This window comes from Ruegeria sp. AI2 (assembly GCF_056541275.1).
In genome coordinates this window covers 1-21750 of record NZ_JBQFYB010000010.1, presented here as the reverse complement: position 1 = coordinate 21750, position 21750 = coordinate 1, and the positions used below count along the sequence as shown (strand labels likewise).

The window sequence follows — 21750 nt, the reverse complement described above, 5'->3', positions numbered from 1 at the left end:
AATAACAAGGATAAAAATATGAGCGGGCGAATCGGTAACGGCCTTCTGGAATACTACACGGGCAAGATCGAGCATCTGTTGCACGATGAAAGCCTGAGTGAGATTTCTGTAAATCCTGACGGATTGGTCTGGGTCGAAGAAATGGGCACAACCCACATGACCAGGACAGACATCACTCTGAACAGAGACGATGTAGAAAATATCGGGCGTTGTGTGGCTGGGTTCAGCGACGTGACGTTTGGAGAAAAGAAGCCCATTGCGACGGCAAATGTCCCCACAAAAGAGGGCAAAGCGCGGGTTCAGGTGGTGATTCCGCCAGCAACAACCGGCGTCGGGTCCGTGGCGATCCGCTTGCTCCGCGTAAAAACCGTCGATCTGGGCGCATTCAGCTTCGCCAGCAAAGAGGCGGCGTTGGCAGAAAACAACGATCACAGCGCGCTTGAAAAGGCTCGGGCTGCACTCACTGCCGGAACAATGAACTTTGACGAGCTGGCCGGCCTTGCGATGCTTAGCAAATGGAACGTGATTATTGCCGGGGGCACCTCGTCTGGCAAAACCACTGTTCTCAATGCAATGCTGAAGCGCGTCGATCCGGGCGAACGGATCGTAACGATTGAAGAAGTGGCAGAGCTGGACATCGAGCAACCAAATTTCGTGGGCCTTCTTGCTGATCGTTCAGAAGAAAATGGCCCTAGATCCCCGACAAAGCTCCTTGAATCGGCGTTGCGCCTCCGGCCTGACCGGCTTGTTTGCGGCGAAATCCGAGGCGATGACGCGAATATGTTCCTGGAACTGGTGAACACCGGCCACGATGGATCTGTCTGCACCATGCACGCAAATTCGCCCGTCGATGCCCTTGGACGGATGAGCAAAATGGTGCGGCGCGGATCTCCGACCGTCCAAAAGTCAGAGGTGGTCGATGACATCCGGGCCACCATTCACATGATCGTTCACATGAAGAAAATCGGGGACGAGCGAAAGGTCAACGGCGTAATCTTCCCGCCCCTGATGACCGCTGAACAACTAATCTGAAGGACTTACGACATGGCTGAGTTTCAGGATCTTCCCAAAGGCAAGAAGGTCGCGATCGCCAGCACAATGGGCTTTGTCGCTACTTCGGCGTGCGCAGTGTTGGTGGTCGGCCTGGCTCTCGAATACATCAACACCAGAGGATTTCGCGGACTGGACATCTGGGCAGTCCCAGAGAAGTTCATGGCGCAGCCCGCAGAGATACAGCAGATCATGGGTCTGGTGGCGGTGGTCGCGGTGGGGGTTTTGACCTTTGCATTTGTGGCGGCTGCGCTGCGTGGTCCCTCAACGAAATACGGGGATGCGGTTTTTGCAAAAGCCCCTCAACTCGTCCAGGAAGGGTATGCTTCGGCGCTAAATCTCAAAGATCCGCTGGACAGTGAAATCGTGTTTGCCAAATTTGGTGAGCCAAAGGACAAAAACGCGATCTACTATAAGCCCGGCCCCGGCGTTCAAAAGCCACACGCGATGTTCATTGCCCCTTCTGGCTCAGGCAAAACCAGCGGCTTTGTGATCCCGAACGTCCTGCGTTTCAATGGTTCTTGCGTTGTCCTGGACATCAAGGGCGAGATTTTCCAGACAACCGGCGCGCGGCGGGCAGCAATGGGTGATGAGGTCTTTGTGTTCGACCCTGAGAACCCGGAAAAAAGCCACAGCTATAACCCGCTGCGCCGTGCAGCTCGGGCTGACAATCTGGACCGGCGATGGGAAGAAGTGATTCAGGTTGCAACCCAGATGTTCGACACGCCCAGCTCGTCCGCACAGGGCTTTATGGGTGGTGTCGAAGGCATGTTCTGCGCAATGGCGATGTTGGCGATCAAAAGAGAGCGGCCATACGTTTCTGAGATCCTGCGCCTGGTCAAAACGACCAAGCAAAAGGATTATGAAAAGATGGCCGAAGAAGTAGGCTATGCCCGGGCAGCAGATGAGTTCCTGAATCTTGCAGCCGAAGAATCCAAAATCCTCCGGTCAACGATTTCGGTTATGAACAACTCCGGCCTTCAGCTCTGGCGCAACCCTTCTGTGGCAAGAGCGACGCAGGGCAATGACATCAACTTTGAAGATCTGCGTCGGCGCCCCACCTCGATCTACTTTTCTGTTCCGGGGAAAAAGGTCAAAGAGTTCCGGACACTCATTCGCCTGTTCTTCCTCGATCTGGTGAACACAATCGAAACTCACGAACCGGGCCCAGATGAACCGTTCAAGGTTTTGATGCTGCTCGATGAGTTTCAGCGTCTCGGCCACCTTGAGCGCGTCGTTGAAGCGTATGACACCATGCGATCGTTCGGCGGTCGGATCATCGTGATTTCGCAAACGCTGTCGCGCCTGCAGGACATCTATGGGCATGAAGGTGTGCGGGCGATGCTGGCAAACGCCGGGACGCAGATGTTTGCAGCCTCCGAGGATTCAGAGGTACGCGAACACGTATCCAGGTCCATCGGTGACAAAACAGTCATGAGCAAATCGAAGTCTCGGGCGCTGGGTAAAATGGAAATGGGCAGCATATCGGAGCGTGAAGAAGGTATTCGCCTGCTCCGTCCGGAACATGTGGGCCGACTGCCGGAAAACGAGGTTGTGCTGCTCCGCGAAGGCAAGATGCCGGTGATTGCGAACAAGATCAGGTACTTTGAAGATCCCTATTTCATGCAGTTCTTGGGTGGCGAAAGTCCGAAGATAAAAGGCACACACCTCGATCTGGCTGTAGAGCAAGCCAGGGACACGGCAAAGGCGCTCGCTGATGCGAAACCGGCCCCTGCCCCGGTGAAAGAGGTTTCGGAAAAAGATCAGGAACTTCAGGCGGCATTTGATGCGCAGCGCACGGTCGCAAAGCGCAAAAGCCGGTCAGCGAAAGATATGGCGATGGAGAAAATGAGAGCCAAACGGCCAGAAAGCAGTGCCTCCGCTTGACGGGGGTGCTGTTTCAGTAAATCTGCGTTTAACCATGATCGTGAGAACAAAACGGTCTAACTATCAGAAGGTCATTTAAGATGAGATTGATACTCGCGATTTTGCTTCCGTTTGTGGTGTTCTTTACGATCAGACGCCCTTTTCAGGGCTTTTTCTGCCTACTCCTGCAATTGACGCTCATTGGTTGGATTCCGGCTGCTATTTGGGCCGTGTACTCGCTGAGCCAGTACAATACAGACAAGAAGATCAAGGCGGCGGCGAATAGGTTGGGCGATCAATGATCTGAGTTGCCGAAAACCCGGAATGGTTTGAAGAAATAGAAAACCGCAAGATCAGCCCTGCCGTCGGCTAAATCAAATAGGGCCACCCCGAGGCGGGGGTCTACTCCGGTAGGGTGCAGGATCATACGTTCGTGCAAGCAGCCGTTCGCGGATCACGCGGCGAAGGTGCCGAGAGAGCCCACTTTGACCGATGCTGCGTAAAGGATGTATCGCTGCTTTCGAGGGCGGTAGAAAACCTGCTTGATCGCAGCCGCGATGCGGAGGGAAAGCAGCGCCGAGTTGTCGGAACGCGTGAACCAAAAGGCGATCTAATCGAACGATTCAGCGCTTCACCCCGTCTGCGGCTGCCTCTCAAATACTGCGCGGTGCCCAGAGAATAATACCCGCACCGACAAGGCAAATGACCGCTCCAACTACATCCCATTGATCCGGGCGATGCCCTTCTACGCCCCATAGCCACAGCAGGGACGATACGATGTAAACGCCACCGTAGACTGCATAGGCGCGGCCCGCCTGATCGGCGGGGCTGAGCGCCAGTAGCCAGGCGAAAGCGGCAAGGGACAGCATGCCCGGTGCCAACCAAAACACGCTCTTGTCCAGCCGGAACCAGGCCCAGAAAGCAAAGCATCCGGCAATTTCGGCCAGCGCAGCGGCGAAGTAGATAAGAACCGTCTTCATCGGGCCAGACATACGTTCCGAGGAGGATCGGGTCTATTGCGAAAAATCTTTCAAATTCAGAGAAGCGAGCCCAAATCCGATCCAACACTTGGATAGGCCGCCGTCATCGACTTAAGTTGCTTGGCCGCCAGGCCCAGCTTGATTGCCAGCCCGAAGAAATTGATCAGTTCGCCGTATTCCGGGCCGAACAGGTGCGCGCCGAGGATCTTGCCGTTCGACTTGTCCACGAGGACCTTCGCGGCAGCAGAGGTCTCGCCGATCCGGTAGTTCGAATACCAATCGCCAGTGTCGGTGAACCGAACATCGACATCATACCCGGCGTCCCTTGCCTCACTTTCCAACATACCGACACGCGCCACTTCCGGGACTGTGAAGACGGCTGTAGGAATACCGGCATAATCCGGTGCGGTCTGAGTGTCTTTGAGCATGTTGGAGGCCGCGACCTTCCCTTCGATCACTGCGACTGGCGTCAGCGGCATGCCATCGGTGTCGGCGCAATCTCCGGCGGCAAAGACCGCGCTGTTCGTCGTGCTTTGCAGATGCGGGGCTACAACGATGCCCTTGTCGCTGTAATCAACACCAGCCGCCTCAAGATTCAGATCGGCCAGGGCTGCCACACGGCCCGCGCCATGCACGACCAGATCGGTTTCGATTGTTCGGGTTTCATCGCCCGACTTCACCTCGACAGTGAATGCTCTACTGGCTTCCGAGACCGACACGATTTCGGTTTCGCGCATCAGGTCCACGCCGATACCGCCGCTGCGGTCGATCAGCATTTCGACCAGATCGGGATCGAAGCCGCGTAAGGGCCGGGCGCCACGATCCACGATGATCGGGTTGGCTCCGGCCCGTGCGGCGATATGCGCAAACTCGAAGGACACGAAGCCGCCACCGATAAAAAGAACCCGATTGGGAAGGGCCTCCAGGTTGAGGAAATCCGTGCTGTCGATCACGAGATCGGCCCCTGTGAAGCTCAGCGGCCTGGGCATGGCACCGGCGGCCACGAGGAACCGTTCCGACTGATATGCCGTTCCATCGACCTCCAGCGTGTTGCTTCCCGTGAACCGCGCGGCTCCATGCAGGGTTTCGACGCCGTTGCCCGACAGGCCCTTTTCCATCTTGTCCGGCACGGGATCGGTGAAGCCACGCTTGTGTGCCATCAGATCGGCCCAGTTGATCGACAGATCACCGGGATCGATCCCCTTGCCCTGCATGAGCCGTGCCGCGTCCATGATTTCCGCACCGCGCCGCAGGATTTTCTTTGGATCGCAGCCGCGCAATGCGCAGGTGCCGCCGTAGGGCAGCGCATCGACAATGGCGACACGCCATCCTGCCGCGCCACATTTGTTGGCCGCGGCCACGCCCGCCATGCCCGCCCCGATGACGATCAGGTCGTAGTCTTCATTCATTCTCCGGTCCTTGTCCTGATCTTCATCCGGCGCAGCAGCTCAACTTTGCCACGTCCATATCGAAGGTTTGCGCCGCCAGCTTCAGCCCTTCCACGGTCGTCAGATAGGGGAAGATCGTCTCCCCGAGCGCCTTTGTGGTCATGCCAAACTTCAGCGCCATAACGAGGGTCTGGATCGTATCGGACCCCTCGGGCGCGATGATCTGGCCGCCAAGCAGCCGGTCGGACTTTCTGTCCGCCACCAGCTTGATCAATCCGCGCGTGTCGCGTGCGGCCAGTGCGCGCGGCACCTGATCGAGCGGTACGATGGACGTCTTGACGTCGAGGCCCGCGTCCCGCGCCTGGGCTTCACCGAGACCGACGCCCGCGACCTGCGGGTCGGAAAACACCACCCAGGGCATCGCGGCGTTGTCGTAGCGATGGTCTTCGCCGAGAACCGCATTTTTGGCCGCGAGCTTTGCACCATAGGCCGCCATATAGACGAACTGGTCGCGGTCGGTCACATCGCCTGCGGCATAGATGCCGCGCACCGATGTCTGCATGTCCTCGCCGACGACGATGGACCCACGCGCGTCGGTTTCCACGCCGATTGCGTCCAGGCCCATATCTTTGGTATTTGCCCGCCTGCCAGCGGTCGAAACGAGGTGATCCGCCGTCACTTCGACAGGCTTTCCGTTCTGGATCACGCGCAGTGTCACGCCCGCGTCGTCGCGGCGCACAGTGTCGTAGCTTAACCCGGTCAGAAGAGTGATGCCTTCGGCCTCGAACGCCGCCGCCAATGCCTCCGAGACCTCTGGTTCCGCGCCGGGCAACAGATGCGAACGGGCGACAAGCGTGACCTTCACGCCCATGCGGCTCATCATCTGGGCCAGCTCCGCGCCGATGTAGCCCGCGCCGATGAAGATCAGGCTTTTCGGCAGTACTTCGAGTTCCAGAAGACTGGTGCTGTTGAGCGCGCCGATTTCCTCGATGCCGTCGATGGTCGGCAGAACGGGACGCCCGCCCGTGGCGATGATGGTCCTCGGTGCTTTCAGGGTTCGCTCACCGACTGTCACGCCACCTTCGATCAGCCGCGCGGGACCGGCGTCGATGTAATCGACATCCTCATATTCCGGCAGAAGGTCCGCGTATTTCTTCTGGCGCAGGGTCGTGACCAGATCGTCCTTGGACTGAACGAGCGTCTGCCAATCATCCACTTGTGCCCGTCCCGACAGGCCGGGGAACCGCTTGGCAGCCCCCGCACAGTGCACGGCCTCTGCCGCACGGATCATCGCCTTGGAGGGCACGCATCCCACGTTGACGCAAGTTCCGCCGATGGTGCCATGTCCTACGAGGGCGACACGCTTTCCGGCATCCGCGCCGGTAATTGCGGCGGAGAACCCCGCCGATCCGGCCCCAAGAACGATCAGGTCATAGCCGCCCTGTTCATCGTCGGTTTTGTTCAGGTCTTTCATCTCAGCGCGCCTCGCCATGTTCGGGGTCTTTTGGTCTGGCGGCGAGCAGATATATGACCGCGCCGATGGCGATCAGCGGTGTCAACATGCCGAGGAGGCCGAAGACCATGCCGGTGGCGGTGCAACATCCCATCATCATAAGAGCGATCCTTTCTTTTGCGCACGGTTCAGGAGAACCGCGTAGAGTGCTGTGGCGGCGAAAACGCCGATTGTGATCCGTATTGCGAACCTGAATTCGAGAAGAATGATCAGGATCGACAGGGCCACCGCGAGGCCGGTGGCCCAAAGTTTCGGGGCCGGTCCCGGTTTGCCAGCGCGCAGCCAAAGGGCCTGTGCCACCACGGCGAGGCTGAAAAACAGCAGCGGGAACAGGGCGTAATCGAGCCAGCCCGTGAGGGCCGACAATCCGACGCCAGCGACGATGACGACCAGAAGCGGTGTAAAGCAGCAGAGCGCGGCGAAGAGCGCACCGCCAAGCCCCCATTTCAGCAGACGGTCGGAATTTTCAGGTGTGTCAGTCAAGGAGCCGTCTTTCTCTGTGATGGGTCGGGGCCGGAGGCGCGTTTCATTTGCGAACGACGCAGTGCGCGGACGATCAGGTAGGTCAGACCCGCCAAAACCAGCACGGCAATGCCACTCATTCCAGAGAGCCAAGCCCCAACGCCGCCGAACAACGCTGCAAGCACGGCAGTTCCGCCGCCGCAGCAGACGACCACGACCGGAGCTGCTATTCCGAAGGCCAGCAGGCCACCCATCAGATTGTCACGCATTGCAGGAGATTGTCACGCATTGCAGGCGGCTCAGGAGGCTGTGTCGGGCAGCACCTGCGCCGGATAGCCATTGGCCGTCACCGCGCCGATGATGCTTTCGATGGAAGTTTCGGCGTCATCGTAGGTCACGCTGTAAACACCCTGCCCGTATTCGGGGCCGTCCTCGAATGCGGCGATCTCGACCGACGGAACACCGCGCATCGAGCTGGCAACAATGAACGAACAGGACGGGCATGTCAGTTCGCTGACGGCGATCTCGACCTGGCGCTCTTCAGCGAGGGCCGGGGTCGAGAGTGCGACGATGGCCAGGGCGGATAACAGGAGATGCTTCATGGTCATGGTCCTCGTTCAGAATTTCAGGATGAAGGGGGTGATGTAGGGAAAGATCATGGCGACAGCGACAATCGCGGAAGCGGCCCAGAGGGTTGCGCGCATGATGCGGCGGTCGATGGGGCGGGCGCAGGTGCCATCGGCACAGGCCTCGGCATCTACAGGCTTGTAAGCCTTGTAGAAGCCGTATCCCAAAAACGCGGCGCTCAGCGCGAAGGTGTACCATTTGTAGGCATAGAGCGCCCCGAGCTGCGCGATGAACACGCCTGTCACGCCAAAGCTGACCAGCACCAATGGAAGGATGCAGCAAGAAGTCATCGCCAGCGCACCGAGGACGCCGAGGCCGGTCACGCCCCATCCCTTGGTGGTTTCGTCGCCAATTTTCTGCGACTGAGATTGCGGAAGTTCCGCCAAATGTTGTTCCATCGAATCTTCCTTGAACAGATGTTTCCACCGTTCTAGGGTCTGTAGTTGATACAGGCTCAAGGGATTTTTCGGCACAATGAGTAACACAAGCGTGAGATCAATTCGGCGGGGCGATTTGGCCCGCGCAACGGGCTGCAACCTGGAAACCATTCGCTATTACGAGAAAATCGGGATCATGCCGGACCCGCCGCGCAGTACGAAGGGCTACCGAAGCTACGACGATGCCCACGTCAAGCGGCTGAAATTCGTCATGCGGTCCCGCGATCTAGGCTTTTCTCTCGAAGAGGTTCGCGGGCTGCTTGGGCTGGTCGATGACCGATCCCGGACATGCGCCGAGGTGCAGATCATCGCCGAAGATCATCTGACTGACGTTCAGGCCAAGATTGCCGATCTGCAGCGCATCGAGCGCGTCCTGTCGGACACTGTTGCGCGATGCACCGGCGATGCTGCCCCAGAATGCGCGGTGATCGATGCGTTACTCGATGCTTAGTCCACCCTGAAGAAGAGGGGGCAACGGACCTTCGTGAACGGCGCAGCGAAAGCCCGAAAAGTCCCGCGTCTTACCAGTTCAGGCAAGGTGCCGCGAAGGGTCGGTTTTCAACACATCCCGTTCGGCAACTTCCATACCGCCCTGTTTTGCACCAAGCCTGAAACTGGTCCTGCTGCATCAAAAGTACCTTCTGCGTAGCCCCTACAAGCTGTGCCCCTCATCTTCATGAACGTGGGTGGCCTGTTCGCGGGTATGGGCCATTTCCTGCACCACAGCAGCAATCTTGCTGGATGAAACTTGGTGCAGCTCACCAACAACGGCCTCGGCGCGCTCGTAGCTGTCCGGAACGCCTTGGCTGTTAAAATGGGCGGCAGCGGTGGAAACATCCGCGTCTTTCCAAGTCGCCGTTGTGCCGACTGAAACGCTGTCATGATCGTTGTAGCGGGCCAGGAACTTGTTTCCATCGAGTCCGAAGCTGTTGGCGGTTGCCACAATGTCATCACGCACAGCCAGCCATTTTTCGGCTTCTGTCGGGTCCAGGTTGTCCAACTCGGCTGCATTCATGGATGTGGTGTAACTGTCATCAGCAACAGTGTACGCCTGTAGGTCGGTGTCGTATGGGCGCAGTTCAGCAACATCGCCCTTCAGCTCTCCGATCTGGACGTCCATTTTGGCGCGCAAGTGCGGATCTTCGACCTCTCGGGCAAGAGCCTCCATGTTCTCGATAGACTTCACGATGTCTTTGGTTTGTTCTTCATAATTCTCGAAACCGGCCTGCCCCAGAGCGGATTGCATATACTGAACATAGCGATCACCGGGCGACTGGTAGTCATCCGAACCCTGAAAATCCTTGTCACCACTCAGATCCGCGAGCGACGAATAGTAGGGGTGATACAGGTCATATTCCTGAGCGTCGGTCATATGACGGGAAACCAAAGCCTGCATGTCGCCCTGATTAACTGGTTCCCCTGACCTCTCGGCGGCTTCCAGTTCGATCTTCAGTTCTTCGACCAGATCAGCTTGGGCGGTGTGTTCGTCAACACGGCGGTTAGCCTGGTCCTCGATGTCAGCCAGTCGCCCACCGATGGCGGCATTGTCATACCCCAGACTCCGTTGCTCTTTCGTGATGATGTCAATCTGCTCAGAAACACGATCTTCACGCGGGGCGGATTGATCAAATTTGGAATAGGGTGCGAAGTGTTCGACTTCGTTCAAAAGATAGTCTGTACGCGAAACCATAGTTTTTCCTTTTCGAGTTGATGGATAACTCTGTGATGGTCCTGCAGATGGCGTTGGCGCGCTCATCAGGCAGACCGGGTGTAATCCTTATAAGCTGTGTCCGTCATCGTCCTCCAAGCTATGACCGGTATCGTCGCCGCGCCCTTGCAAGAGCGGGTGCGTTGCATGGGCGTGAACGTCCGAAAGTTCCTCAGAAATTGCGATGATCTTGGTAGAGGCTATTTGGTGCAGCTCATCAACAACGGCCTCGGCGCGGTCCTGGCTGTCCGGCAAACCTTGAGCCTGGAAGTGGGCCGTTGCGGTCGATATGTCGTCGCTACGCCATTCCATAGTCGTTCCCAATGTGACGTTGTGATGGTTGCCAAAACGGGCAACAAACGCCTCGCCGTCTAGGCCGTAGCTGCTGGCCGTGTCAGTGACTTCCTTGCGGATCTCGACCCATTGCTCGGCTTGCGGATAATCCAAGGTATCCATCTCAGCGGTGTCCATCAGCGTTGAATAACGCCTGTCCTCCATGATGAAGGCTTGCAGGTCAGGATCGTTGGGCCGCATATTCGCAACGTCGCCTTTCAGCTCACCTATCTGAATATCCATTGAGACGCGCAGATGGGGATCTTCAACCTCACGCGCCAGTCCTTCCATTTTCTCGATGGACTGCAGGATGTCGGCGGACTTCTTCGACCAATTGTCACTGGCATCCTCGCCCAGCGTATCGCGCATGTAGGCGTCATAGCGAACTGCTGGCGGCGAGTAGTCTTCGGAGGATTGATAGACTTTATGATCGACAATATCAGCCATCGCCGAGAGGGTTCCACCGCTCTCCGCGATATGCTGGTGATCGTCAATATGCTGGATTACACGGGCCTTCAGATCGGGGCTGATTGTTTCCTCATCGCCGCCTAATGCGATGTGCTGACGCAGCTCGTGCATCAGCTCAGGCGACTTGTATTCGGGGCCTCCCGGCTCACCGTAATCATCAAAATGATGGGCCTGATCCAGTAGATGTTCCATTCTCGATACCATAGGTTCTTCTCCTTCAATGAGCTTGATGGCAAACTCTTCGATCCTTTCGCTGATGGCGTTGGCGCGCTCATCAAACAGATCGGACATTCTTGCGATGGATAAAGTCATCACATCCGCAGCCCTGTCACGGGCCGTAACTTCGACTTCCGGGGTGCTTTCAACAAGTGACAGTCCGGCCTGAACTTTCCACGTGTCTGTCTCCACTTCCTGCCGCAAACCGCGCTCAAGGCGGGTCGTCGCGGTCAGCTCAATGCCGTATCCTTCGGCAACCTCAACCTGGATGGCGCGCTGAACGTCGATGTTCATCTCGCTGCTCATGCCCATAGCGAGCCACTGCCCATGCTCGACGCCTCGGTTGTTCACAACGATGTGGACATGGGGGTTATCGGTGTCGTTGTGGAACACTGTCAGGTAGTCCCAGGTATCGCCAAAATCTCTGCTTCCAAACAGACGGTCCGCGAACTCCAAGCCCGCCTCATGCGCGGCGTCCGGATAGGTGCCTTCGGGAAAAGAAACGATCATGTGACGGGTGTAACCGTAGTTGGTTTTCCCGTTGAAATCCTCCGCCCAGGTCTCGATCAAATCCCTGACCTGATCCGCATCAAGCGGGGTCACGCCATTGTCCCGGATGTCCAAAACACCCTCTGCCCGGACGGTCAGGTAACTGATCTGGCGGCGCAGCTCATGGGCGTTGTTCACCCCACCTTTGCGGACGTGTTTCACAACCGCCTCGGGCTTTCCGACCACAGCACCCAGCCGCGCCTTGATGGATGAGGCCCGCGAGATCATGAACTTCATGCGCTTGGCGGTCTGCAGCTGCAGGCTGATCTGCTTGGATCGATCGATACCCTTCTGCGCTTCCCGGAAGGCAAGCTCCAGGAAATCCCCTGCTGTCAGATTGCGAGCCGCGACATTCATACTTCAGATGTCCAATCATCGTCGCGCAAGATCCGGCGAATGGCGGCCTCCGGTTCTCGATTTCGGCGGGCCGCTGTGATCAGCGCTTTCAGGTCTTGCCGGTGCTGGATGATCGCACGATGGAGATTTTCGACATCGCGCCGGTCGTCATCCGTCCAGATCACCGTGCCGCGCTTGGCCGATTTCGCCAGTTGATTGAGGTTGGTGTATCCACCCTGAACCTGCCGCAAGTGCTTCTGCCAGAGACCCACAACAGCGGGGTCAGGATCGAGATACCCGATCAGACGATAGATCAGTCGTTGGATGATTTGGTTGCGGCTCTTGGCTCCGAGCGCAGTCACGGCCCCCTCCAAAAGCTCCAAGGCATCTGACGGCAATCGAACAGAAAAGACAGTGGTGTCGGCTGGCTTGCTCAATCTATACCTCAGGTTGTATTTGTGATTTGTAACACAACTACCTTATCCTGTCATAATCTCCAAGAGTAAACCGATGGGATTTTAGAAATTCGTATTTTCTCAAATCGTGATCGGAGTAACTTTGCTCTAGGAGTAAATTTCCACGCCGGGAAAAGGGTTCCGCCCCTTTTCCTTAAACAGGCGTGGGTGCCGGTGGACTGGCGCAGGGCAATCACGCAACGCGTGGGCTGCCCGAACAGCGCCCGTCACTTTCCGGCACGTTAAATGCGATCTGCATTTTCCGCGCGCCTGGGCGCGCTCAACTTCCCGACGCTTTGGCGGCGGGTGCCGACGAGTTGGCTGAACTTCAGCCGCGCGACCCGACGAGCTGACCGACCGTCGCATGTCAGGTTAGGGTCTCTCGGTCGGGATCTTAGCACAGTGGCAGTCGCGCGGCTTCGCGCTGGGTGGCGCGAGCGGGGACCGAGCGCGCGGCCTTAACGCTGGCTCTGAGCGGTCCCGTGGGATAGATGCTGAGAATGGAAAGGTTGAAGTTTTTCAGACCGCGTGACAACAGCACTACCGAGGGTTGTACGTTGTGAAGGCTTGGGATTATCCGTTTGAGCTGGTCCGGATCAACTGCAAGACCTGCGGGCGGTACGGGCAGTACCCGAAAAAGCGGTTCATTGAGCTGGTCGGTGCTGACACGCCGCTGCCCTCGGCACTGAAGATCATCGCCAAAACATGCGACCGTGAAAAGGACGGGCTGGCCCTGCACAACCGATGCGGCGCGGGCTATCCGGACCTCGCCCGGATGGTCGATGATAGCAAGAACTGGACGCGCTGAAAGGGCGGGGTCAGTCTCGCGCGACGGTCAGTCGGGCGGCACGGTCAGACTTCCAAACCTCGATAGTGGCGCGCTGTTCCACGTGCCAGCAAAACGCTGCAACTGCTGCCACCAGAAGGGCACCGGCAACAGCAATGTCGATGGTGTGATGAACACATTTCTCAAGCATCGGAATCCTCCTTTTCGTGGTTGCAGACCGGGCACGGAATGCCCCGCCGAATTTCAGTATCGGTCATGTCAAAACTCCATCCGGCGTCATGACCACACTGACCGCATATGAAGTGCCCACCCTTGGCAGTTCGCCAACCGGGCATCATATCGGGGGCTTGACCCACATCAGCCGCGTGCATCAAAACGCGCTGCTCGCGGCGCGGCTGATCGAGCCCCGGCAAGGTGAGCTGGTGGCGCACCTATCCGGCCTCGGGCAAAGGTTCGTCCATCCGGGTCTTGAACCGAATGGTGGCGTCTAAGGCCGCATCCCCGGTTTCGGCCTCCGGAACTCCGGGGATCAACCACGTGTCATTCCATGACATGCGGGCGCGTCCATCCAGTTTGCGGGCCAGCTCGTCCTCTGTTCCTTCCCCGATACAAATCCCGCCCTCGATGTCGGGATGTGCGGAAAGCTCGATGTGTCCAGAACGGAAACAATGGGCATACATTTGCCTGTCCTCTCGATTTCAGTTTTCGGGCTTCGCCCGGCTTAGTGCTGCCAGTTGTCCCGGCCGTATTTGCGGCCAAGAATGGTGATGCGATCCTGCCCGTCGATGGGCACGCTCTGGTGGACAAGCCCACCAAACGGGTTGACGCCGTAGACGGAAACATCGTCATCGCCAAACCCGTAGATCACGAATTTCCACGGTCCCCGGCCCTGCTCACGGGTTTGAAAAAACCCGTCGTAGTTCCGGCATTCCCAGGCACCGGCCCACCAGTTTGCGCCTGGTGTTCCTTTCTCGTTTGGGGCCATCGGTATCAAATCAAGCTGCTGCATTTCTGCTCTCCATCGGGCAAATGGCGGGGGCCGCTTTAGCGGCCTCCCGGCTTTGCAATGTTTCAGTGGGTGGTGGCTTCGGGCTGGTAAGGGTCGAGCTGATCAGATCCCGAATAGTCGGAATAATCGACAAACGCCTCGCGCAACGCGGCCAGCGGATGATTGTCAAAATCATCTACGCGCTGGTCTTCGTCAGGAATCTCGCTTTCGTTGGCTTCGTGGATGGCGAATGTCAGAGCCTCGGCAATCTCAATGAATTCGGTCACTGGCACGAGCTGACCGCTCTGGCGGGGAAACTGCCCATAGGCGACGTCACCAGCCAAGAAGCCCTTGCCGGTTTCCGTGGCAATCTGGCGTGCGATTTTTACAATCGCCTTGGCATCCCATGCGTCATGGACTGCCATCGCCAGAAACTCCGGCGCGTCTTTGGTGCCTTCGTTCTTCCGGCCGTAAATGCTCCAAAACTCGACCTCTCCGGCTTCGCACTGGACGGCGCACCCTTCGCTTTCATCATTTCGGCACGGCATGATTTCGAACCATTCGAATTGGTCCAGCTTGTCGCCTTTCGGCAAGTTGTTGAAACGCTCGTGTGCGGGTGTGTTGACGATTTCATTTTGCATGGTCTCTGCTCCGAGTCAGGGGGTATGCGCGGCCCGGATCGAGCCGCGCGCTGTTCTTCAGGCTGCGAGGCTTACGCCCTTCAGCTCTGCCATCTTTTCAGTGAGAGACCAGACTGCCCGGTTCAGAGCTTTGTTCTGGTCGATGCCTTTGACGCCACGGGTGCGCTGTCGGCGTGTGCGGCCATTGCCATCCTTGACGCGACCATGCAGCCCGCCCTTGATGACGTTCTCCTGCAGAACATTGCCAACGGTCCAAAGATCGGTCAGGCGGTCGGCATTGCGGCGGGTTCTCAACAGAGCGTCAGCCTGAACCGGCGCGGGCTTTCCATCTTCCTTGTGAGCCTCGGGAAAGCGCAGTTCATGCACCACTTCCGCGAACACCTTGCGCTCGGCGTCGTCCAGAGAGATACCTTTGAAGGTTTCAACCTGCTCGGCCACATGGGGCGCATCTTCCAAAACAGTGTATGCGCCTTCGATCACCTCATGAATGGCGTCACCAGAATGGCGCACCTTCACCTCGTTAAAGCTGTCGCCAACCATCAGGCCATTAGCGCAGACAAACCGAAAGAAACCCGGCACCATCTGATAGCTGCTGGTTCCATCATTGGCGTTGACCAAGATGATTTCAAAGGCTTCGCCTTCGGCATTTGTGATTGAGCGGTGGCGCAAGCGCAGCATGTGTTTGGTGAACTCGGCTTTGCCTTCAATGCGGGTGTTGGCCTGCTGAGCAAAGAATGGGTCAAACCCTTCCTTACGCAGTCCGGTCAGAACGTCGATTGTCGGCACCACAACAAAGCGGTCAGACCGGCTTTCGTGGGCTTCGGTTGCGAAGATCGAGGGCACGGCGGAGCGCAGTTGATCGTCGGTCAAGGCTTCCCCTGTGACCAGACCACCGCAGGACATTCCGCTCATATAACGATTGTAACCCATAGACTTACTTCCTTTCTTTCGTGGCGATGCGGTTGCCGGTGTTTCCCAGCTTTCCGCCAATGGGCGCGGCCTTCTGATCTGTTAGCTGATAGATGGACCACATCTATCGGCTGGCAGAACAGGAGGGCGAAGCCCTGCCTGTGGCCCGGGGCGGGACTGTCACGGGGTCGGAGTGGCGAAAAAATGGGAGGGAACCGCGCGCTTGCGCGTGGGAGGAACCGGGTTTTTTGACATGGAGACGACGCGCACCGCGCGGCGCTTGCCCCTTGACCGGCCCGACACAGGATGCGGGCGGATCGGGATGATGGGACCGGCCTGCCGGTCACAGCAGACCCACTATTGGACAATGCCAGGGCCGGGGTGAGCGCGCTTTAGCGCGTCGATCCCCTGCCCTGTCCAATAATCAATGCGAGCCGCGCGCCTCGCGCGGATCTCCCAGACCTCTTGCAAAAGCGGGCGTTACCCGAAGGGCCGAAACAAGCAAGTCCTGGCGACCATTTGGCCGCGGTTAAGCTGGCTCGCGACGAGACAGATTCACCGCATCAGGCCGAAGGGAGAAAGGGCGTGGTTGGTTCGGGGCGTAAGCCGGTCTGCCGGCTGAAGCTTAGCACGCGGTCACGCGCCCCAAGGCGCGGGATTTGCGCATAACGCCGTCATTTGTACAGCGCAGCCTACTGTACAGAGTTTTGGCGGCTTTCAATTGAAGGTGATGTTTTAGGAACCGCACCGGCCTGATCAAATGGGAGGAAGTGATCATAATTTAGCCGGAGGGAACGGCTGGTTGTGGCCGGTGCGGTCGTATTGTGAGTGGCGTCTTTGCAAGCACCGCATTTCTTATCTCAAAATGAGGCCGAAGAAAGACCTAACCGACTAGGGAACCAGGTGGATACATCTGTTTGCTGGAACTGGCCTCAAAATGAGATCAGCGACGGCCAATGACGCTGCAGGTGTGCGCCGCCAAGGCATCGGCTACGACAATCTGGGACGCTATTGCGTCCGGACCGAAGCCGGAGCAAAGGAAAGGGCGACTTGCGCCGCCCTACCCCTTTTTATTCGGTCACCTGTTCGTTGTCGTCATTGCGTTTTGGGAAGGCCACCATTTCGACGCCGGGGAACATATCGTGTTTGACCTGGATTGAGGTGATGTTGCCGTGATCGTCAGTGTTTACGAACGCGACACCGCAGCGGTTCCAGAAGTTTTTGCCATCTTTTTCACCGGCTTTGACGTTCAGCTTCAGAGTTTGAGTTGCCATTGTTTGATCCTCGTTTTTTGAGTGTTTCGATGAACATGGAAGAAGCGGGCATAATGGGGGTGTCAGCAGGTAATTTGCTCCGCGAGGAATGCGCGATCAGCGCAGGGGAAATTACCTGTTGAAGCGGAGCGCCCGGAACGGGGGCTGCGCGGCTCCCCCGACTGCCCGCTTATGTTCATCAGAGAAGAAACACGTGAACGAGGATCTTCACTGGCAACGGGATTGAGGCTGTCAGACCGAGTGAATGGCAAGAGCTTCTGGGCCCGCTGCGCCCGGAACGCTTGAACAAAGAGAAACGCGGCAACATCACCTCGATCCGACAGATGGGCATTGGGCGAATCCGCGATCTGGCCGCTTTCCCGAAACGGAATGACCTGCGGAACAAGGATTAAGGGCGCGGTGGCGGCGCAAGTCGCCGGTTCTTGCTGGCAGCGGCGCAAGAAGCATCCGCTGCTACGGGAAAGCCCTAATTTCGGCCTGCGTTTGAGTCGGTTATCAAAGTCTCAACCCTACCACTTACCGCTCACTGACGGTAATTCCCCCAGAGGCCAGCATCTACCCCCTCATGCTGGCCTCTTTCAATTCCCGAAACCATGATGAAGAAACGCGGCCTGGCCGCTGAAGCGGCCCCTTGCGCTGGAAGCGCACAGTCCTGATGGAGCGGGGTTCCAACCCCGCGCGGTCAGGACAACAAGGACATTGCACCATCAAGCCGCCGGTAAGAAAAAAGGCCCACCGAAGTGGGCCAGTATCTCTCGCCACAAGAGGAAAATGAAAGAATCTTGGTGAGGCTATCGCTTGCGCGCCCGATCGACAACGCCGTCATAGGTGATCGCGGTAATCCGGTCCTCAGTACGACGGGTCATTTCGATCCCATCACCTGTCATTGTTGTTTCCGCATGTTCGGTCCATTTGAAAATGCTGCCATCCGCTTCGACATGGGTTTCATCTTCAGCGGAACGTCGTTTGACAGACCCATCATGTCGAACCTCAATAATTGTGCCATCCGCCATTCGGACGGTTACAGAATGATCTTCGACCGCAACCCCTTGCCACCAGCTTTCTGCATCACGACGCACAACAATCCGACCGGGGTGCAGCTTGATTTGCACATCCTGAGTGTCCTCCGGGTCGGCGGCTTTGACCACAACAATGGCCTCCTGCTCGCTCGGATCGCCATGAACGGACGCGCTGCCGTACTTCGGGGGCCAGAACTTCGGCTCGCTGCGCTGCCGTTTGTTCTGGTCCTTGTGGAACGCAATATACATCTGCGCGGACTTCCAGACGCGGCGAATGGCGCTCTCTGGTGCTGTTGGGGTGGTGGCTTTGGTCATTCTTCCAGTCCCTCAATCGGATGGGTGATCCCAAGGATTCAAAACATTGACACCTAAGAACTGAAACGGCTTCACGTCTCTTGTTGCGACTGAAAAACCGTGTGTCTTTGCAATTGCCGCAATCTGCGCGTCCGCCAACTTCACGTCATAGGCTTTCGCTTCGGCTTGCATGGTTGCAAGGGCCTCCGCAGCCGCACGGTCAAATGGCAAAATCCGGTTGCCGCACAGACGGCCTAGCGTAAAGTCGAACCCCTTCCAAAGCGCAGCTTTCCGGTTGCCGTCAGGCAATAATTCGATCCCGTAACGTACCTCAAAGATGGTGATCGTCGTGGTATAAAACTGCGCGCTATGCAGCGCATTCAACCACCCAATCACCGCCTTGGAAGGGCTTTCCTTCATCGGGTCGGACAGCACGTTTGTGTCTAGAATAATCACCCGAAGTCCGCCGGTTCTGCTTTGTCGCCACTACGTTCAATATCTGGCAAGAATGCATTAAGGCCCTGCACGTATTCCACAATCACGTCGCCAACCTTCTCGGCTGGCCGTGACGCCTCATCGAGAAGTTGCCGCGCGGCTTCCTCAGTGCTGATGCCACGTTCTGCCGCGACAAACCGAACGCGACTGTGAACGTCATCAGATAGATTTCTGACTGTCAGATTTGCCATTTCATCCTCCATGTTTGATGATGACAGCATATCGCTGATATGATGGCAGTGCAAGCAAATAGCAAGTATGCTATCATTCTTTCATTGCGTTTCGGCAGTCACCTTGCGGGAATACGTCATGATTAAATCCCTGCTGGGAACAGGGCGCAATGCGCCCTGCCCTAATTGTTTTAGAAGCACTCAGGGACCCATGCGTCAATGCGGGCTTTCTGTTCGGCGGTGATGCGCAAAGCCTTTTGATGCTCTGGATCGTTGAACAGCTTGTGCAGCGCTTGGTTCTTCTCGCCCTTCTTGGACTTGCTGAACGCGCGGTAGGCATCGGTGTCCATGTGCAAATCCAGAAGGTCTTTGTACAGTTCATCCAACTGTACAGCCTTGAGCCGCTTGAAGCAGTTCGTCTCGGAAGGCGTCCAGATCGAGCGAATATCAGCATCAACATCAGCCGCGATTTCAGCCATGAAGTCGGCCTGCTGGGTTGTAAAGCGCCGCGCGAGAAACGCGGTGATTTCGCCGTTGCGGGTTTTCTTGCCCAGATCGCGGAAAGCCTTGAACGCTTCGACACTGCCTTTCCCGGCCATTTCCTGAAACTGGTTATAGGCTTCCTCTGCTGCCTCGTCCCTTTCTCCGCCAACAGGAGGGCGAAGCCCTGCCTGTGGCCTGGGGCGGGACTGTCACGGGGTCGGAGTGGCGAAAAAATGGGAGGGAACCGCGCGCTTGCGCGTGGGAGGAACCGGTTTTTTTTGACATGGAGACGACGCGCACCGCGCGGCGTTTGCCCCTTGACCGGCCCGACACAGGATGCGGGCGGATCGGGATGATGGGACCGGCCTGCCGGTCACAGCAGCCCCACTATTGGACAATGCCAGGGCCGGGGTGAGCGCGCTTTAGCGCGTCGATCCCCTGCCCTGTCAATTGATCAATGTGAACCGCGCGCCGCGCGCGGGTCTCAATTCACCGTTTGCGTGGTCTTGTCAGAAAACAAAAGCACGCGTGTTATCCTGCCTCGACGAAAACACTATATTTAGTATACTTACGTTAAGCACCCACAATATGTTTGCTTTGGAACCCCTTTTGTTCTATTCTTTTGCTAAGCTGCCAAGGGGAAAAACTTATGTCCGAAACTGCCATTTCAGAGACACAGACAGCACTGCCAGCAACGGCAAAGCAACTTGCTTATGCACGCAAGTTGGCAGAGCAACAAAACGTCGTTTTGCCCTGGGAAATCCAGCAAGATCGGCGCGCGATGAGCCAATGGATCGACACGCAGAGATCAGCACCTCGCGTTCGCGATACAAGGCCAAGCTCGAAGCAGGTGGCATTTGCGGAACGCATCGCCCGGATCAAGCGCAGCCCTGTTCCGGACGAGTGTTTTCGGGATCGCAATCTGATGTCCCGCTGGATCGATAGCAACAAGCCCTGAACACTATCACGCTTGTTTGGCATCTGTCGCGTTGTGTTGGAAGGTTGGAAGAACCATCGATGCGGTGCTCTCACACATGCCTCGCTGCACACCTTTCCTTTGAATATGGTCGCATCATCCAACCATGGGATCAAACGCCTATGCTCCAACCGGAACATAGCCTCGGCGACGTTTTTGTCTTTCAAGTATATGGAGCGCGTCAGCAGCCTGGGCTTCGTCTTCGTACGTCACCATCATAGCTTGTCCGTTTGTGCCAATACGTCCCCACGTGCGGAGAACCGAAACTTCCCCAAACAGCGTCGGCTGCAACTCTATTCCGTAGAACCGTGCCATGTTGACGTCAGGGTCTACATGGATCAGGTGGACAGGTGTGGTGTCTGTCAGCGCCATGCTCCCAGTATTGCTTGGCACAGCCCAGCTGTCCAATGACAATGCGATATCTATTCGCCGGGAGCGATTCATACCCGTGATGTGAGGTGGCACGGGTTTCACCCGGCCTTATCATTCTGGTCGCACTATAGGCTAGCTGAAGATCTTTGCATGCCCTCCATGCGCCGGATCTGGGTTGACGAGCCCGCCCTTTGTCGCGTCCGCTGTTGTTATGGACATAGATGAAAACAAAGTGGATGAGGCAGTCCTGGCGCTGCTCTGGTTGACGCTGCATGACGAGCGCCGCGCATGGAAAGGCTTTGACTGGGACGCGCTTGACCGCCTGCACCGCAAGGGGCTGATCCTGGACCCGGTTGGAAAGGCAAAATCGATTGTGCTAACCGATGAAGGCCTGCGTCGCTCCGAAGAACTTTTCGCAGAGCTTTTTGAGCGGGAGCCAAAGACATAGCATTCGCCACGACAAGACCATCCATGCAACGCAGATCTGCACAAGCCTGTGATCTGGCTGGCGGTTGCAATCTGCGCTAGATCGCCTCTGTCTGGCGAACAGGGAGAAGCTGAAGATGACAACGGGGAACGATCTTGGTGGGCTCATTCGGTTTATCACCCGTGACGAGATTTGGCACGAGCGGCTCGCGGACGTGTTGGACGAGCATTTTCTGCCAAGTCTCGAAGCCTTTGATCTCGATTTCGAGGATCTGGGCGACCTGCTGGGCGAGGATTGGCCAATGGTTCTGTGGGGCGGTGGCCTGGAAGACTTGCTGGGCAGGACATTCGGACCGGACGCCGAAAACGCTGTAGATGCCTATCTGAAAGGGAGCGGTTCCAAAGAGAGTGCGCAGACCCGCGCCTATATCGAGGGTTTGCGGGACGCGTCGGTCAGCCTTTATGAGGTGAGCGAGGTAGACCCCGGCAGATCCATGGTCTTGCGCAACATGCTTTCGGACGCAGAGC

Annotated in this window: 30 protein-coding genes and 1 pseudogene; 9 read left to right on the top strand and 22 right to left on the bottom strand. The window is 57.3% G+C overall.

Going from position 1 to position 21750, the window contains the following annotated elements; translation table 11 throughout:
* Positions 1 to 18: 18 nt before the first annotated feature.
* The 3 genes from ACR0LL_RS15760 (at position 19) to ACR0LL_RS15750 (ending at position 3218) form a co-directional block, all read left to right on the top strand.
* Positions 19 to 1032: an ATPase, T2SS/T4P/T4SS family gene (locus tag ACR0LL_RS15760; protein ID WP_480588217.1), complete on the top strand. Its 1014-nt coding sequence runs from the start codon at positions 19 to 21 to the stop codon at positions 1030 to 1032.
* A 12-nt stretch (positions 1033 to 1044) separates the two neighbouring features.
* Positions 1045 to 2937 carry a type IV secretory system conjugative DNA transfer family protein gene (locus ACR0LL_RS15755; RefSeq protein ID WP_480588215.1) on the top strand — a complete coding sequence of 631 codons (1893 nt, stop codon included), beginning with the start codon at positions 1045 to 1047 and terminating at the stop codon, positions 2935 to 2937.
* 80 nt (positions 2938 to 3017) lie between these two features.
* Entirely contained in the window at positions 3018 to 3218 is a 201-nt protein-coding gene (locus tag ACR0LL_RS15750; protein WP_475163775.1) for a YqaE/Pmp3 family membrane protein, read from the top strand.
* A 351-nt stretch (positions 3219 to 3569) separates the two neighbouring features.
* Here the strand turns inward: ACR0LL_RS15750 and ACR0LL_RS15745 are convergent, their stop codons facing one another.
* Genes ACR0LL_RS15745 through ACR0LL_RS15710 form a run of 8 tightly spaced genes read right to left on the bottom strand, consistent with a single transcriptional unit; the run spans position 3570 to position 8284 of the window.
* On the bottom strand, positions 3570 to 3896 hold the full coding sequence (locus ACR0LL_RS15745) for a YnfA family protein (protein WP_040546036.1): 327 nt from the start codon (positions 3894 to 3896) through the stop codon (positions 3570 to 3572).
* Positions 3897 to 3952: 56 nt separating this feature from the next.
* A complete protein-coding gene (locus ACR0LL_RS15740; protein ID WP_007803574.1) occupies positions 3953 to 5305 on the bottom strand; it encodes a dihydrolipoyl dehydrogenase family protein in 1353 nt (450 codons plus the stop codon).
* A gap of 22 nt (positions 5306 to 5327) precedes the next feature.
* Positions 5328 to 6776: a mercury(II) reductase gene (gene merA / locus ACR0LL_RS15735; protein ID WP_007803573.1), complete on the bottom strand. Its 1449-nt coding sequence runs from the start codon at positions 6774 to 6776 to the stop codon at positions 5328 to 5330.
* A complete protein-coding gene (locus tag ACR0LL_RS15730; protein ID WP_007803572.1) occupies positions 6760 to 6897 on the bottom strand; it encodes a hypothetical protein in 138 nt (45 codons plus the stop codon). The genes merA and ACR0LL_RS15730 overlap by 17 nt, the downstream gene beginning before the upstream one ends.
* Positions 6894 to 7280, bottom strand: coding sequence for a mercury resistance system transport protein MerF (gene merF / locus ACR0LL_RS15725; RefSeq protein WP_007803570.1), 387 nt, complete (start codon positions 7278 to 7280; stop codon positions 6894 to 6896). Before merF ends, ACR0LL_RS15730 begins: the two co-directional genes overlap by 4 nt.
* The gene (locus ACR0LL_RS15720; RefSeq protein ID WP_072629817.1) at positions 7277 to 7528 is read right to left on the bottom strand and encodes a hypothetical protein; all 252 of its coding nucleotides are present in this window, start codon (positions 7526 to 7528) and stop codon (positions 7277 to 7279) included. Before ACR0LL_RS15720 ends, merF begins: the two co-directional genes overlap by 4 nt.
* Positions 7529 to 7558: 30 nt before the next feature.
* Complete coding sequence (locus ACR0LL_RS15715) at positions 7559 to 7861, bottom strand: heavy-metal-associated domain-containing protein (protein WP_040545980.1); 303 nt, start codon at positions 7859 to 7861, stop codon at positions 7559 to 7561.
* A gap of 15 nt (positions 7862 to 7876) precedes the next feature.
* Positions 7877 to 8284, bottom strand: coding sequence for a mercuric transporter MerT family protein (locus tag ACR0LL_RS15710; RefSeq protein ID WP_007803565.1), 408 nt, complete (start codon positions 8282 to 8284; stop codon positions 7877 to 7879).
* Between the two features lie 76 nt (positions 8285 to 8360).
* On the opposite strand from ACR0LL_RS15710, the gene ACR0LL_RS15705 reads away from it, so the two are divergent.
* On the top strand, positions 8361 to 8774 hold the full coding sequence (locus ACR0LL_RS15705) for a MerR family transcriptional regulator (protein WP_153218054.1): 414 nt from the start codon (positions 8361 to 8363) through the stop codon (positions 8772 to 8774).
* Between the two features lie 201 nt (positions 8775 to 8975).
* Here ACR0LL_RS15705 and ACR0LL_RS15700 read toward each other — a convergent pair whose 3' ends face one another.
* The 3 genes from ACR0LL_RS15700 to ACR0LL_RS15690 all read right to left on the bottom strand — a co-directional run bounded on the left by ACR0LL_RS15700 (position 8976) and on the right by ACR0LL_RS15690 (position 12370).
* Positions 8976 to 10013: a hypothetical protein gene (locus ACR0LL_RS15700; protein ID WP_480588212.1), complete on the bottom strand. Its 1038-nt coding sequence runs from the start codon at positions 10011 to 10013 to the stop codon at positions 8976 to 8978.
* 87 nt (positions 10014 to 10100) lie between these two features.
* Positions 10101 to 11954 (bottom strand): relaxase/mobilization nuclease domain-containing protein, encoded by a 1854-nt coding sequence (locus ACR0LL_RS15695; protein ID WP_480588210.1) that lies wholly within the window; start codon positions 11952 to 11954, stop codon positions 10101 to 10103.
* Positions 11951 to 12370, bottom strand: coding sequence for a hypothetical protein (locus tag ACR0LL_RS15690; protein ID WP_480522644.1), 420 nt, complete (start codon positions 12368 to 12370; stop codon positions 11951 to 11953). Before ACR0LL_RS15690 ends, ACR0LL_RS15695 begins: the two co-directional genes overlap by 4 nt.
* Before the next feature lie 182 nt (positions 12371 to 12552).
* Here ACR0LL_RS15690 and ACR0LL_RS15685 point away from each other — a divergent pair, with 182 nt between their 5' ends.
* Both ACR0LL_RS15685 and ACR0LL_RS15680 read left to right on the top strand, forming a co-directional pair.
* Complete coding sequence (locus ACR0LL_RS15685) at positions 12553 to 12741, top strand: hypothetical protein (protein ID WP_480522643.1); 189 nt, start codon at positions 12553 to 12555, stop codon at positions 12739 to 12741.
* A gap of 206 nt (positions 12742 to 12947) precedes the next feature.
* Entirely contained in the window at positions 12948 to 13196 is a 249-nt protein-coding gene (locus tag ACR0LL_RS15680; protein ID WP_480522641.1) for a hypothetical protein, read from the top strand.
* A 10-nt stretch (positions 13197 to 13206) separates the two neighbouring features.
* Here the strand turns inward: ACR0LL_RS15680 and ACR0LL_RS15675 are convergent, their stop codons facing one another.
* The 10 genes from ACR0LL_RS15675 to ACR0LL_RS15630 form a co-directional block, all read right to left on the bottom strand.
* Positions 13207 to 13365 carry a hypothetical protein gene (locus tag ACR0LL_RS15675; RefSeq protein WP_480522639.1) on the bottom strand — a complete coding sequence of 53 codons (159 nt, stop codon included), beginning with the start codon at positions 13363 to 13365 and terminating at the stop codon, positions 13207 to 13209.
* A gap of 241 nt (positions 13366 to 13606) precedes the next feature.
* Positions 13607 to 13855, bottom strand: coding sequence for a hypothetical protein (locus ACR0LL_RS15670; RefSeq protein WP_480522637.1), 249 nt, complete (start codon positions 13853 to 13855; stop codon positions 13607 to 13609).
* A 41-nt stretch (positions 13856 to 13896) separates the two neighbouring features.
* A complete protein-coding gene (locus ACR0LL_RS15665; RefSeq protein ID WP_480522635.1) occupies positions 13897 to 14184 on the bottom strand; it encodes a hypothetical protein in 288 nt (95 codons plus the stop codon).
* Positions 14185 to 14246: 62 nt separating this feature from the next.
* Complete coding sequence (locus ACR0LL_RS15660) at positions 14247 to 14804, bottom strand: hypothetical protein (RefSeq protein ID WP_480522633.1); 558 nt, start codon at positions 14802 to 14804, stop codon at positions 14247 to 14249.
* Between the two features lie 57 nt (positions 14805 to 14861).
* Positions 14862 to 15734 (bottom strand): DUF932 domain-containing protein, encoded by an 873-nt coding sequence (locus ACR0LL_RS15655; protein WP_152459999.1) that lies wholly within the window; start codon positions 15732 to 15734, stop codon positions 14862 to 14864.
* Between the two features lie 1049 nt (positions 15735 to 16783).
* Complete coding sequence (locus ACR0LL_RS15650; RefSeq protein WP_152459998.1) at positions 16784 to 16987, bottom strand: hypothetical protein; 204 nt, start codon at positions 16985 to 16987, stop codon at positions 16784 to 16786.
* A gap of 791 nt (positions 16988 to 17778) precedes the next feature.
* Positions 17779 to 18321, bottom strand: coding sequence for a hypothetical protein (locus ACR0LL_RS15645; RefSeq protein ID WP_152459997.1), 543 nt, complete (start codon positions 18319 to 18321; stop codon positions 17779 to 17781).
* Positions 18322 to 18333: 12 nt separating this feature from the next.
* Positions 18334 to 18756, bottom strand: a complete 423-nt coding sequence (locus ACR0LL_RS15640) for a type II toxin-antitoxin system VapC family toxin (protein WP_170514454.1) — start codon at positions 18754 to 18756, stop codon at positions 18334 to 18336.
* The gene (locus ACR0LL_RS15635) at positions 18753 to 18986 is read right to left on the bottom strand and encodes a FitA-like ribbon-helix-helix domain-containing protein (RefSeq protein ID WP_152459995.1); all 234 of its coding nucleotides are present in this window, start codon (positions 18984 to 18986) and stop codon (positions 18753 to 18755) included. The genes ACR0LL_RS15640 and ACR0LL_RS15635 overlap by 4 nt, the downstream gene beginning before the upstream one ends.
* 170 nt (positions 18987 to 19156) lie before the next feature.
* The gene (locus tag ACR0LL_RS15630; protein WP_480522630.1) at positions 19157 to 19564 is read right to left on the bottom strand and encodes a hypothetical protein; all 408 of its coding nucleotides are present in this window, start codon (positions 19562 to 19564) and stop codon (positions 19157 to 19159) included.
* A 533-nt stretch (positions 19565 to 20097) separates the two neighbouring features.
* Here ACR0LL_RS15630 and ACR0LL_RS15625 point away from each other — a divergent pair.
* Positions 20098 to 20406 carry a hypothetical protein gene (locus ACR0LL_RS15625; protein WP_480522628.1) on the top strand — a complete coding sequence of 103 codons (309 nt, stop codon included), beginning with the start codon at positions 20098 to 20100 and terminating at the stop codon, positions 20404 to 20406.
* 138 nt (positions 20407 to 20544) lie between these two features.
* Here the strand turns inward: ACR0LL_RS15625 and ACR0LL_RS15620 are convergent, their stop codons facing one another.
* The gene (locus tag ACR0LL_RS15620) at positions 20545 to 20796 is read right to left on the bottom strand and encodes a WGR domain-containing protein (RefSeq protein ID WP_480522626.1); all 252 of its coding nucleotides are present in this window, start codon (positions 20794 to 20796) and stop codon (positions 20545 to 20547) included.
* A 211-nt stretch (positions 20797 to 21007) separates the two neighbouring features.
* Between ACR0LL_RS15620 and ACR0LL_RS15615 the strand changes: the two genes are divergently transcribed.
* Entirely contained in the window at positions 21008 to 21244 is a 237-nt protein-coding gene (locus ACR0LL_RS15615; RefSeq protein WP_480522624.1) for a DUF6429 family protein, read from the top strand.
* Positions 21245 to 21359: 115 nt separating this feature from the next.
* A pseudogene (locus tag ACR0LL_RS15610) lies at positions 21360 to 21750 on the top strand (hypothetical protein); the annotation flags it as partial.